The 13,114-nt window shown below is 52.9% G+C and carries 10 protein-coding genes; 9 read left to right on the top strand and 1 reads right to left on the bottom strand.

Going from position 1 to position 13,114, the window contains the following annotated elements:
• Positions 1-25: 25 nt before the first annotated feature.
• The 9 genes from pheS to FMM01_RS05705 all read left to right on the top strand — a co-directional run bounded on the left by pheS (position 26) and on the right by FMM01_RS05705 (position 10,427).
• Positions 26-1,072 carry a phenylalanine--tRNA ligase subunit alpha gene (gene pheS / locus FMM01_RS05745; protein ID WP_063515929.1) on the top strand — a complete coding sequence of 349 codons (1,047 nt, stop codon included), beginning with the start codon at positions 26-28 and terminating at the stop codon, positions 1,070-1,072.
• A gap of 3 nt (positions 1,073-1,075) precedes the next feature.
• On the top strand, positions 1,076-3,490 hold the full coding sequence (gene pheT / locus FMM01_RS05740; protein WP_150391886.1) for a phenylalanine--tRNA ligase subunit beta: 2,415 nt from the start codon (positions 1,076-1,078) through the stop codon (positions 3,488-3,490).
• 186 nt (positions 3,491-3,676) lie between these two features.
• Positions 3,677-4,756 (top strand): endolytic transglycosylase MltG, encoded by a 1,080-nt coding sequence (mltG, locus tag FMM01_RS05735; protein ID WP_027828464.1) that lies wholly within the window; start codon positions 3,677-3,679, stop codon positions 4,754-4,756.
• A 2-nt stretch (positions 4,757-4,758) separates the two neighbouring features.
• Entirely contained in the window at positions 4,759-5,421 is a 663-nt protein-coding gene (udk, locus tag FMM01_RS05730; RefSeq protein WP_051225283.1) for a uridine kinase, read from the top strand.
• Positions 5,422-5,502: 81 nt separating this feature from the next.
• Positions 5,503-5,976 carry a transcription elongation factor GreA gene (gene greA, locus FMM01_RS05725; RefSeq protein WP_027828462.1) on the top strand — a complete coding sequence of 158 codons (474 nt, stop codon included), beginning with the start codon at positions 5,503-5,505 and terminating at the stop codon, positions 5,974-5,976.
• 442 nt (positions 5,977-6,418) lie between these two features.
• Positions 6,419-7,141, top strand: a complete 723-nt coding sequence (gene liaF, locus FMM01_RS05720; RefSeq protein WP_063515927.1) for a cell wall-active antibiotics response protein LiaF — start codon at positions 6,419-6,421, stop codon at positions 7,139-7,141.
• A complete protein-coding gene (locus FMM01_RS05715; RefSeq protein WP_150391885.1) occupies positions 7,138-8,211 on the top strand; it encodes a sensor histidine kinase in 1,074 nt (357 codons plus the stop codon). The genes liaF and FMM01_RS05715 overlap by 4 nt, the downstream gene beginning before the upstream one ends.
• 169 nt (positions 8,212-8,380) lie before the next feature.
• Positions 8,381-9,586, top strand: a complete 1,206-nt coding sequence (locus FMM01_RS05710; protein ID WP_190973463.1) for an RNA-guided endonuclease InsQ/TnpB family protein — start codon at positions 8,381-8,383, stop codon at positions 9,584-9,586.
• A 172-nt stretch (positions 9,587-9,758) separates the two neighbouring features.
• Positions 9,759-10,427, top strand: a complete 669-nt coding sequence (locus FMM01_RS05705; RefSeq protein ID WP_027828459.1) for a response regulator — start codon at positions 9,759-9,761, stop codon at positions 10,425-10,427.
• Here FMM01_RS05705 and FMM01_RS05700 read toward each other — a convergent pair.
• Positions 10,361-13,078 (bottom strand): YfhO family protein, encoded by a 2,718-nt coding sequence (locus FMM01_RS05700; protein ID WP_190973462.1) that lies wholly within the window; start codon positions 13,076-13,078, stop codon positions 10,361-10,363. The two genes, FMM01_RS05705 and FMM01_RS05700, sit on opposite strands and share 67 nt — an antisense overlap.
• Positions 13,079-13,114: the final 36 nt, after the last annotated feature.

Below are 13,114 nucleotides of genomic sequence, written 5' to 3'. Positions count from 1 at the left end.
TCAATCAATAAAGCGAGGTAGACACATGGCTTTACAAGATGAATTGACCAAGATCCAGACAGATACCTTGGCCCAGATTGCTGCTGTTCAGGACTTGAGTGGCTTGAACGATATTCGGGTCCAGGTATTAGGGAAGAAGGGCGCGCTCACGGGCGTTCTGCGGGGGATGAAGGACTTGACCCCCGAAGAACGGCCCAAGGTGGGCAGTTTTGCCAACACCGTGCGGGATGCGCTGACCACGGCCATTGAAGACCGCCATGCGGCGTTAGCGGCCGCGGCGCTGCAGGCCAAGCTGGCGAAAGAGACCATTGACGTGACCTTGCCCGGCCGACCCATTCACCGGGGTACAGAACATGTCCTGGATCAGGTGATGGACGAAGTGGAACAGCTCTTCATGGGAATGGGCTATCAAGTCGTTGACGGTCCAGAAGTCGAGACCGAACATTACAATTTTGAAATGCTGAATGTCCCCAAGGACCACCCGGCCCGGGATATGCAGGATACGTTCTATATCACGCCGGATGTGCTGCTGCGTTCGCAAACCAGTCCAGTGCAGGCGCGAACGCTGGAGAAGCACGACTTTTCTAAAGGACCGTTGAAGATGATCTCCCCGGGCCGGGTTTATCGGCGGGATACTGACGATGCCACCCATTCCCACCAGTTCCACCAAGTGGAAGGCTTGGTCATCGACAAACATATCACCATGGCCGACTTAAAGGGAACGCTGGAAGTCTTGGCCAAGCACATCTTTGGGGCGGACCGCAAGATTCGGCTGCGTCCCAGCTATTTCCCGTTCACCGAACCCTCCGTGGAGATCGATGTTTCCTGGGGGCAGACGGCGGGCAGCGATGACGTCACCAGCAAGGACAACGGCTGGGTCGAAGTGCTGGGCGCCGGCATGGTTCACCCGAATGTCTTGAAGAGTGCCGGGGTGGATGCTGATGTTTACGGCGGCTTCGCCTTCGGCTTAGGCCCAGACCGGTTCGCGATGCTGAAATACGGCATTGAAGACATCCGGAATTTCTACCTTAATGATCAGCGGTTCTTAACACAATTCGAGCAGGAGGACTAAAACGTGCTAGTTTCTTATAAATGGTTAAATGATTATCTGCCGGTCACTGAAGATCCCATCAAATTGGCCGACCAAATCTCCCGGACAGGGATCGAAACGGAAGAAGTTTTCCTGCGCGAAAAGGGCATGAAAAAAATCGTGGTGGGTCACGTCTTAGAAAGTGTCCCGCACCCGAATTCCGACCACCTGCATATTTGTCAGGTGGATGTGGGCGATACGGAACCCTATCAAATCGTCTGCGGCGCGCCTAATGTGGCCGCTGGGCAATATGTCATCGTGGCCCTGCCGGGTTCCTGGATCGCCGGCCACACGAAGATCAAGAAGAGTAAGATGCGCGGCGAAGTCTCCATGGGGATGATTTGCGCCTTGCAGGAAATCGGCTTCCCAGAAGCAGTTGTCCCCAAGGCTTACGCCAATGGGATTTATGTCTTCAATGAGCCTCACACGCCGGGGGAATCCGTCTTTCCGCTGCTGGGGATGGATGATCCTGTCCTGAATCTGGATATCACGCCCAACCGCGCCGATACTTTAGGCATGCATGGGTCTGCCTGGGAAATTGGGGCCATGCTCAACGAGAAACCGCATTTCAAGGAACCGCATGCGGTCGAAAATGGTGATGAGATCACCACGCTGCTCAAAGCAGCAGTGCCGGACCAAGCGGACGCGCCGAGTTATCATTTGCGCCTCGTCCAAAACGTCCAGGTCAAGGAAAGTCCCCAATGGCTGCAGGTTCGGTTATGGAATGCCGGTATTCGGCCGATCAACAACATCGTGGATATCACTAACTACGTGATGCTGGAATACGGCCAGCCGCTGCATGCCTTTGACTATGATAAGCTGGCCCGCAAAGAAATTGTCGTTCGCCATGCTCGGCAGGGTGAACAGCTGACAACTTTGGACGGCAATGACCACGACTTGGTACCGGATGATATCGTGATCACGGACGGGGAAACCCCCATCGCCCTGGCGGGAGTCATGGGCGGATTGAGTACAGAAGTCACTGAAGGCACCCATACGGTGGTCTTCGAAGCCGCTGTTTTCCCGCCGACGCCGATTCGCAAGACGGCCCAACGGTATAACCTGCGGTCCGAGGCGTCCAGCCGGTTTGAAAAAGGCACGAATCATGCGGATGTGTTGCCAGCACTAACGCATGCCGCCCAATTGGCAGAGGAAATTGCAGACGCCAAGACGGCAAAAGGAATTTTGTCGCCTACCGCCATGCAAGTATTGCCCGTTATCGTAGATATTTCAATTGATCGCATCAACCATGTGCTGGGGACGCAACTGTCCGTGGATATGGTGAGAGACATCTTCGATCGGCTGGGCTTCGATGTTCAGGAAGCAGATGGTTTATTCACCGTCAGTGTACCGCCTCGCCGCTGGGATATCAGTATTGAGGCCGACTTGATTGAAGAAGTCGCCCGGCTTTACGGCTATGACAACCTGCCCAGCACTTTGCCAGAAGCAACGACCACTGTCGCTAAGTTCACTCCCATTCAGCAGTTGATCCGTTACAGCAAGCGGACCTTGCTGGCGGCCGGCTTGAACCAGGCCATCAGTTATGCGTTGGTCAATGAGCATGAAGTCACGCAGTATGTCCAGACCAATAGCGTTCCGACTCAGATTGATTGGCCGATGACTAAAGATCACGTGGCCCTGCGCCAAAGCTTGATTCCTGGCTTAATGGATGATCTGGCATACAACATTGCCCACAGCGTGAAAAATGTCGCGCTGTTCGAGCAAGGGCGGGTCTTCTTGAAGGACGATGCCGCCACAGTCCGGCCTAATGAAGTGGAGTACTTGGCTGGGCTCGTATCTGGCGATTGGCAGAGCCGTGCTTGGGATACCGCCACCCAACCCGCTGACTTCTATTTAGTCAAAGGGATGGTCGATGAGCTGCTGGCGCCGTTGCGGTTGAGCGCTGCAGTGCGGTACGTGGCCACGGATCGCCATCCGGAGATGCACCCGGGGCGCACGGCAGACATTTTCTTAGGCGATGCTCTGCTGGGTTTCGTCGGGGAAGTGCACCCCGCCCAGACGGCTGCTATCCATGCGGCGGATACTTTCATTTTCCAACTGAATCTGGATCTGCTGCTGAATGCGGCGAAGACGCCGCTGCAGGCGGTACCGGCACCGAAATATCCAGCTGTAACCCGGGATATTGCCTTGCAATTGCCGGAGGACGTGACCAACGCTCAAGTACTGGCCATCATCCACGACCAAGCGGGCGCGTTCTTAGAGGATGTCCAACTGTTTGACGTCTACAAGGGCGACAAGCTGCCCGCCGGGACCCAGTCGCTGGCTTATACGTTAACATTCCGTAACCCAGAAGGTACATTGACGGAAGAACAGGTCAACGCCGCCTTCAAACAGGTCAGCGATGCGCTGGTGAGCGACTTGCATGCTGAGATCCGGTAGCCAAGCGGCCGTTGGTTTTGTATAATGGCTTACAGTGATTATCGAGATTAGGTAGGGGGTCCACCGCAGTTGAAGTCAGAGCAAACGCCCAAGAAACACGATGCGGGCAAAGAAGGGTCGCCGGCCCCGTTAGACGCGGCTGAACAAGCGAGTCAACGGGAGACCAATCGCCAGCAGGAACAACGCGTGGCCAATAAGATCGTGGTCTGGATCGTCAGTATCCTGGCCGTTTTAGCAGTCGCTATCGGTATTTTGGGCTATCGTTATGTGCATACCAGCTTGCAGCCGTATAATACGGCGGACACGAAGACAGTGGCGGTGAAGATTCCCATTGGTTCGTCCAACAAGGAAATTGCCGTTCAATTGGAGAAGCACAAAGTGATCCGCAGTGCCACGGTGTTCAATTATTACGTGAAGACCCATAACTACGCGGACTTCACTGCCGGCTGGCATTCCTTCAAACCATCTATGACCTTGGACCAAGTCGTTGCCCAATTGCAGAAAGAGGGCTTGGCTGCGGAACCCAAGGACCGGATCGGCCGGATCTTGGTCAAAGAAGGGGTGACGGTGGAAGACATCGCCGATTCCCTGGCCAGTCAAACGAAGAAAAACAAGAAGTGGGATAAAGCGTCCTTCCTCAAACTGATGAAGGATGACACGTTCCTGAACACGCTGTACAAGAAGTATCCAAAACTCTTGAGTTCAGCCCAGACTGCTAAGAATGTCCGCTATCATTTAGAGGGGTATTTAGCGCCTGCGACCTACGACATCTATAAAGACACCAGTCTGAAGGATTTCGTGACGATGATGGTCCACAAGTCCCAAGAGGAACTTTCCCCGCTTTACAAATCAATTGCTGCCAAGAATCTGACTGTCCAACAGACACTCACTCTGGCTTCATTGGTAGAGCGGGAGGGGGTCAAGACCGAGGACCGGCAAAAGATCGCGGGCGTCTTCTTCAACCGGTTAGCGGTGAATATGCCATTGCAGTCTGATATCTCCGTGATGTATGCGTTGAATGTGCATAAGACACACTTGACGAACAAAGATACCAGTGTGGATTCACCCTACAACTTGTATATCAATAAAGGTTACGGGCCCGGGCCATTCAACAACCCCAGTTTGAATGCCGTCCAAGCGGTTTTGGCGCCGAAGGATCGGGATCAAAACTATTTGTACTTCCAGGCAGATCTGAAAACCGGGAAGATTTACTATTCCCAGACGTATGAACAGCACACAAGTACAACACAGGATTTGGGGCAGTAATGATGATTGATTTAGGCAGTGAACACGGCACCGCCGGTAAGAAACGACCCATCGTGATCGGTGTGACCGGCGGTTCCGGCAGCGGCAAAACCACGGTTAGTCGGGCTATCTTTGATGAGTTCGCCGGCCATTCGTTATTGATGCTGCAGGAGGATTCCTACTACAAGGCATCCGCCGCACCATTCTCAGAACGGAAGAAAATTAATTACGATCATCCGTTGGCTTTCGATACCGACTTGCTGATCGACCAGATCAAACAGCTGTTGCGGTATGAGCCAATCGAGAAACCAGTATACGATTACAAAGATCATAACCGGTCTAAGCAAGTCGTCCGTCAGGAACCCAAAGACGTGATTATCCTGGAGGGGATTTTGATCCTTTACGATCCGCGCTTGCGGGATTTAATGGACATCAAAGTTTATGTGGACACCGACGACGACATTCGGTTGATTCGCCGGATGAAGCGGGACATGCACGAACGGGGCCGGTCGCTGGATAATATTATCAATCAATATTTGGCCACCGTGCGGCCGATGTATCACCAATTTGTTGAGCCGACCAAACGTTATGCGGACATCATCATTCCAGAGGGCGGTCAGAATCAAGTGGCGATCGATTTGCTTGTCACTAAAATTCGTGACATTTTTGCGAGACAATCTGGCTAAGATTCTGTATAATGTCCTCTTGGACTGTCAAAGTTCAACGATCAAAAGAAGCAAGTAACGAATTATTTAGAGGTGTAAGGCATGGCAAATAAAACATACCCGATGACAGCAGAGGGTAAGAAAAAGCTGGAAGATGAATTGGAACAATTGAAGACCGTCAAACGGCCCGAAGTTATCCAGCGCATCAAGGTCGCCCGCGGTTTCGGCGATTTATCCGAGAATTCGGAATATGAATCAGCGAAGGACGAGCAAAGTGTTGTTGAATCACGCATTTCTCAAATCGAGGAAATGCTGCACTTTGCCCAAGTTGTGGACGTCAACTCCGTGGATGCTAATGAGGTATCTGTCGGTAAGACAGTCACTTTCCTGGAAGACGGGGAAGATGAACCGGAAACTTACCAAATCGTCGGCGCAGCCGAAGCAGATCCATTTGCTGGTAAGATTTCCAACGACTCACCGATCGCCAAGGCCCTGATTGGTCGCCATAAGGGCGATCATGTGGCGATCAAGACGCCCGGTGGTGAAATGGACGTCGCGATTCAGACGGTTAAATAAACTAGACCCAACGAGAAATGACCTCATGCGAGGTCGTTTTTTGTTATGCGGTGAAATGTGTGAACTACCGGCGCCAGTGGGAACCGAAAATTCAGCCTAAAGTCGCATCGCAATATGGCCCAGTGACGGGTCTGAAGGGCAGTTAAGTACGGTATACTATTAACAGAATAAGTTAGAGTATTTTGTCTCGGCGTGTCTAGTGCCAATGCGCAGCAAGCGGAGGCTGAGGGGGCTCAGCCATGGAAACAACACGGCGGCTTTGCCGCCGATGTTGTTAGGCGATTTTGAGACGGCGGTTTTTGCCGGCTCAAAACGCTGTCATGGCTAGCTACGCCTTTGGCTTCGCACTAGCTGCGCGTCGCCAGCCCCCTCAGCCGGAGCTTGCGGAGCATTGGCACGGCAGGCAACGAACACTCTAACCCCACAGAAAGAAGGAAGACCCGTGCGCTTTTTATGGTGCTTAATCGCGATCATCGAGACCGCCAGTATTGCTTTCCTCGGCTGGCAAATCGTCACTGACCCCATGGCCTTGATTCTTGTCGTCGTCGGGACCCTCTTACTTGTCGGCGGCCATCACCGCCAAAGCCCCCGCGAAGGCAGCCGCATCTTCGGCATGATCTTCATCGCCATCGGGATCACCATGAACAGCGCTTTTTGGGCCTTCTTCGTGATCACCCTCCTGGCCATTATGCTGCTCCTGACTACGATGGGCGGCGGGTTGCACAAATGGGTGCCTTGGCGACGGAAACAGTACGTCCACTTCAAAACGACGGCACCCAGCGGCACGCCGCCGCCCATGCGAAAGTCGCCCTGGTTTGGCGGCACGACGATCGGTGAGACTACTTTTCCATGGGACGATATCAATTTTGTTTCCCTTTACGGCGACACGATCGTTGATTTAGGTAACACCCTGCTCCCGGAAGATCAGGATAATTTCATCATGATTCGCAAGGGCTTTGGCCGGACGCGGATCCTCGTTCCAGTCGGGGTGGCCATTGAATTAGATCACAGCGTTGTCTTCGGTACCGTCCAATTTCTTGATGAGACTTACCACCTCCAGAACGAACGGCTGCAGCTGCACCATCAGGATGCGGATGGCAAGCAGCGAACGATCAAAATTGTCACCAGCACCTTAGTTGGTGATCTGGAGGTGCGGTACGTATGAGTCGGTTACAGAAAGTTGTGTTAGCCATCGCGTCGACGCTTCTGACCTTTGCCTTGGTCACCGGGGTCTTGGCTTATAGCGCCTACCGCGTCGGCCAATGGCCTTTAGTGGAACGCGAATTGACCCAGCCTTTCCTTGGGGTACCCTTGGTGCTGGGTTTTTTTGCTGTGGCGCTGGTCTTAGGGCTGGCCCTCACGACGCTGACTTCGCTGGTCGTCCGCCGCAACCTGCGCCACACGGATACTGCGTTGGATGCCTTACTGGCTGATCAGTACGATGATACCGCTTTTGCCCCGCCTGCCACGTTCATGACGTCCACCAATGTCGCCGTCGTCGAAAAACTGCGCCGCTTGCGGGATAAACTCCAAACACTGCAGGCCAATATTCAAACGATGGCCGATCAGCCAATCATTATGGGCAACCAGACCAAGGAAGAAATCCTCCAGGATGAACGGCATCGCTTGGCCCGTGAGCTCCATGATTCCGTCAGCCAGCAACTGTTTGCGGCCACGATGATGCTTTCGGCGCTGAATGCCACCGCAGCCAAGGAGGATTTGCCGGAAACGCTGACCAAACAAATTGTCACCATCGAAAAGGTAATCAACGAAGCCCAATCCGAAATGCGGGCGCTGCTGTTGCATCTGCGGCCCATCAATTTGGAAGGCAAGAGCTTGCAGGCAGGGATCATTTCGCTCTTGAACGAATTGAAGACGAAGGTGCAAATCAAGATCACCGCCGACATCGCGCCGCTAAGCCTGCCCAGTGCCATTGAGGATAACCTGTTCCGCATCGTCCAGGAGTTGCTGTCCAACACCTTGCGCCATGCCAAGGCGACGACGGTTGAAGTATACTTAAAGCAGATTGGCCAGACTGTATTGTTGAAAGTCGTGGATAACGGTGTCGGGTTCGAGCAGAAGACCGCCCAGGCCGCCGGCAGTTATGGCCTGCAAAACATCAGCGAACGAACGAAGAGTATGGGCGGCAGCTTGCATATTGTCAGCTTCCCCCAGCAGGGAACCAGTGTGGAAGTGCGGGTGCCCATCGTAAAGGAGGATCGGAATGATTGCTGATTAAAGGATCAAATGTAAGCATCGATAATCAAGGGCCATCAAGATCATGGGCGTTTTTTATCACGTAATACAGCTTCTCTGGATGAATCTTGATTCGAAGCAGCTGAGCACGGAAGGAGACAAACACACATTCGATTCGGTATCCTTGAAATATAAGGAGGTGAATCGAATGCCAATCAAAACACACAAGATACGGATCTATCCCAACGCCGAGATGGCCACGGTCATCATTGAGCTGATGGACTACAACCGCTTTTGCTGGAACAAAGGTTTGGCCGCATGGAATGACATGTATGACGCATCATTAACCATGGCGAACAAGAAACTGCGTCCCAGTGAGTACAAAGTCCGCGACGAGCTGGTGAAAAACAAAACCGACTGGCAGCATCAGTTTTCAGCCCGAGTGCTCCAAACTGCTGTCCATCGGCTGCATCAAGCCTGGCAGAATTTCTTCAATCCCGCTATGCCGGACGCTCACAAGCCTAAATTCCATCATAAGCGGGATCCTAAACAAAGCTTTACGACGGACCGGGCGGTCATTACCGGCAAGTACCTGACCTTGGATCGGCCGCATGCGGCCAGCCATCGTTTCAGCGCCATCAAAATGGCGGAGACTTTACGTTTTACTGGCGAGATCAAAACCGTGACGATAACCAAGCGCGGAAAAAAGTTCTACGCCAGTGTCAACGTATTGATTGAAGATACTCCACGACCGGCTTTTTATGACTGCTGGGACATCGTCGGCATTGATGTGAACGTGGGCCATATCCGCTGGAACGGCGGGGACGTCAACACCTTCACACCACGCATGGCAGCGTTGCATCAACGGATCAAGTATTACCAAAAATGCCTGAACCGGAAACGGCGGAGAAATCCGGGCGACTACCGGTCCAAGACCTATCAGCGGATTAAAGCGAAGATGAACCGCGCCTATGAGCAGGTGCACGCCTTGCAGGATGACCTGATTCACAAATTCAGCCACAAGATTATCAATAATTATCCCGTGCCTTGTTTAGAGGATCTGGATGTCCACGGGATGATGATGGACGATAAAAAGGTCAAAGGCCTTCAGCGCGGTCTCTTTCGCCGCTTACGCACGGCAATCGAGTACAAGGCGGCCTGGCACCATCGTCATCTGGTGATCGCCAATCGTTTCTTCCCGTCAACGCAGCGCTGTTCAAACTGCGGCTATATCAAGAAAGAAGAAAGCTATGGCGGCAAGATGACCCTCCAAGGCGACAGCATTTACCACCAGCATGACGTGTACCGCTGTTACGAGTGCGGTCTCATCATTGACCGAGACGATAACGCTGTGCAAAATTTGATTCAATATGCGGCGGGGCTTACGCCGGAATGGGAAACCGTTCAGAGATGATTTCTAGTCGGCACTGTTATGCGCCATACTCGTCTGATCCCAATCAGACGGGGGTGCCGGCAATTACGAAATTGACTAAACACACTGTACTCTTAATGGTCTAAATCTAAAGTGCCACCATAGATCAGATGCGTATACATTTGAGTACATTTTAGAAAGCAGACGAGTGAAGATGATTAAAGTATTGATCGTGGATGATCACGAAATGGTCCGTCTGGGCATCAGCACCTACTTGGGAGTACAGGATGATATTGAAGTCGTAGGTCAGGCCGTGGATGGGGTCGAAGGAGTTAAAATGGCCCTGGAACTGCATCCGGATGTGATCCTGATGGATGTCGTGATGCCCAACATGGATGGCATCGAAGCCACAAAAAAGATCCTCGCCCAGTGGCCCAAGGCGAAGATCATTATTTTGACGAGTTTCATTGATGATGAGAAAGTCTACCCGGCCATCGAAGCCGGCGCGGCCAGTTACATCTTGAAGACGTCCACGGCCGAGGAAATTGCATCGGCCATTCGGCAAACTGCCCAGGGCGAATCGGTGTTGGAGCCGGAAGTGACCAACAAGATGATGCACCGCATGGCCCATGCTGGCGAGAAGCCCCTGTATGAGGATCTGACCAATCGGGAGATGGAAGTTTTGACCCTCATCGCCCAGGGCCGCTCAAATCAGGAGATCGCGGATGAATTGTTTATTACGCTGAAAACGGTGAAAACCCATGTATCCAATATCTTAGCGAAGCTGCAAGTGGAGGACCGGACCCAGGCAGCAATTTACGCTTTGCGCCACCACTTGGTCGATGACGGCGATAGCGCCACGGGTGATCCGGCTGACCAATAATGCTTTCGATCAAAGAACACCACTAGCCCCCATAGGAGCAATGCCAGGAGCGAGCCGGTCACACCGACCCGCCAGCCGGGTGCCACGTAACGGATTTGAACCGTGTGGCGCCCGGTTTTTTTCGGGGTAAAGGCGACGAATGTATTCATCAATTGCTTGGTCTTCTGCGGCTGGCCGTCTACCAGAACTTGCCACCCAGGACTGGCCGGAATCGAGGTATACACCGTGGGGGCGGTCTTCGTGGTGGTGACCGTGGCGGTGATGGCGTCCTGTTTGAAATTGGTTATCTCGCCGGCCTGGTTCTGCAACTGCTGATCCATTTTTTCAAATTCAGCCAGATCGAAGCGGTAAAAAGCCAGTCCGTCCATGCTGACGGAGTCGTTATTACTGAATGTGAAGCTGAGGGTCACCCGGCGCCCAGCATGGTGCGCCGCTAGATTGAAAGCGACGGGAGACCGGAAAGAGTCGTACTGTTTCACTTCACGACCGTTGACCCGGATCGTCATGTCCTTAATGGGCATATTGTTGCCGAAAGTCACGTAATACGGATCGTTGCTGCTGGCGATAAAGGAATAGGTGACCGTCGCCGGCTTTAACTTATTACTCCGGTAAAATGTGCCGCTGATCGTCTCGTTGTCATCTTTTTTGATGTTGCTGGTGGTAATGGTCGGGTGCAAAAGGGGAATGAACAGACTGTGCCAATCCTGGCTCCCAGTGAGTTCATTCATCAAGGCTTCTTGTTCGGACAATGGATAGTTCGGCAGCCGGACATGCTTCAGGGCGCGGTCAGAGCCGGCGTACACTAACGACAAGGCGTAGGGATTGCGATAGGTGGCGGTCATCGTTTGCGTCGCTACGTGGTCGTAGAAGGCCAGATCCGGGCGGTACGCATTGGGAAACATCATCGGGTGGCCGGCCAGGTCATGACTGTCCAATACGCTATAGCTCTTGGTGTCTTGCAAATAATAGCGCATATCTAATACCGCGTCAGTAATCAAGGTCCCATTGGTGTACGAAATCTGACCATCGCCAGCCGGCAAACCTAACCGGTCGTATAGATTGGGCTGACGCGGTTCCATCATCGAGTTGAAGTGAGACCCGCCGAAGAAGTCTGTCTGCATCGCATCGTCTTTGGTGCGTTCAAAAGTCTTGCCGATCCGGTAGAACGGTTCAGGCGACGTCTTTTGAATTTTAGATACCGCCGCTTGCAAATTATTGGTGTAGTTGGCGTAGTCGCTTTGGCTGATGTAGCTGAGCTGATTCAGGCTGAGCACCCCGTTGGTCAGCATTTCTAAGGTCACGCAAAGCAGGAGAGCTAGCGGCCACCAGTGCCAGCCGCGGTCGTGCAGGGCGACTAAGCAGACAGCGGCCACGGCAAAGGCGCCGGTGAACAGAATCGCTGGCCAATGGATAAATTCCAGCTTGGGCAGCTGCCAAGCACTGTAACCGACGATCACGATGCCAGGAATCAGCAGCAGCCAGCCTTGCCAAGCCCGGAATTGGGGCAGCAGCGGCCAGACTCTGGCTGTGAGCAGAATACCCCACAGGCTGACGACGAAGCTGAAACGGTACGGATACCATACCGGAAACTGGAAACCATGCCACAATAAATCAAAAGGCTGAAAGAATAAACTGGCCAGCAAAAAGAGGGAGATAATCCCGGCGACGATCTTTTCCTGCCATGGTACCCAGCGGTTGAAGAAGTACAAGATCACCCCCAGCAAAACAATCATGCCGGTATAAATGTTGGCCTGGCCCGAGGACATTTGATCAAAAGAATAGGCCCCAGAGACCATTTTAGGCAGCAGCTTGAGCGGGTTATATTCGATCGTCCAATCAATTGCTTTGACGGTATAGGTACCCTTGGAATCGCTGAGGGCAAACAGGGTCGGTAAGAGGATAAAGAGGCTCAAGCCCGCGCCCAGCAAAGACGTCCAGGCAAACCGCACGCCTTGGCGGAACCATGTCCGCAAATTAGCCGCAAACTGGCTTTGATACCAGACCCAGTACAGTACCAGGAATAAGGCAATCATGTAACCTATGTAATAGTTGACGATGAAAGTGACCGCCAGCAGCAGCGGATAGGCCCAGATTCGCCGAGCGGTCCGCTGCCATTCCAGGGTGACCAGTAAGAGGGGTAATAAATAAACACCATCCAGCCACATGACATTGTAGTGGTTGACGATCAGGTACGCGCACAAGCCGTAACTAACAGCTAAAGCGGCCTGAACCGCTGGGGCCAGATGCCGTTCCGGCTGGCGCAAATACACACACGCAAACAGCCCGGCTAAGCCGAGTTTTAAGGCCATTAACAGCCAGATGCCCACGGATAGACTGGTGCCTGGGAATAGGAAGAGCAGGAAATTCAAGGGACTCAGCAAGTAGTAGGCAAACGTACCGATCATTTCGCCGCCGAGGCCCTTGCTGAAGGAGTAGAAAAACGTTTCTGGATGGGCCAGTAAAGTTTTCTTAAAATAGGCAAAGAAATCGATATACTGCTGGCCCAGGTCCACAGTCATGACGCTTTGGTTGCCCAACGGCCAGACCCGCTGGACTGCAAAGTAACCAATAATGAACAAAAAAGGGACCGCAAAGCTCCAGACGAGCGGCCAGCGCGGGCTGGTGCGGTGGTGCCGAGACGAATAACGCAACGTTTTGCCAACTCCTCTGTTTTTTAATCGTATATC

The sequence above is a fragment of the Schleiferilactobacillus harbinensis genome, from assembly GCF_008694105.1.
In the GTDB taxonomy this organism is placed as follows: Bacteria; Bacillota; Bacilli; order Lactobacillales; family Lactobacillaceae; genus Schleiferilactobacillus; species Schleiferilactobacillus harbinensis.
The sequence above is the reverse complement of the archived record's forward strand: the minus strand, read 5'-3'. Positions and strand labels throughout refer to the sequence as shown.

Coding starts and splice junctions, on each gene's coding strand:
- pheS (WP_063515929.1), top strand. CDS start 26: ATGGCTTTACAAGATGAATTGACCAAGATCCAGACAGATACCTTGGCC.
- udk (WP_051225283.1), top strand. CDS start 4,759: ATGATTGATTTAGGCAGTGAACACGGCACCGCCGGTAAGAAACGACCC.
- greA (WP_027828462.1), top strand. CDS start 5,503: ATGGCAAATAAAACATACCCGATGACAGCAGAGGGTAAGAAAAAGCTG.
- FMM01_RS05715 (WP_150391885.1), top strand. CDS start 7,138: ATGAGTCGGTTACAGAAAGTTGTGTTAGCCATCGCGTCGACGCTTCTG.
- FMM01_RS05710 (WP_190973463.1), top strand. CDS start 8,381: ATGCCAATCAAAACACACAAGATACGGATCTATCCCAACGCCGAGATG.
- FMM01_RS05705 (WP_027828459.1), top strand. CDS start 9,759: ATGATTAAAGTATTGATCGTGGATGATCACGAAATGGTCCGTCTGGGC.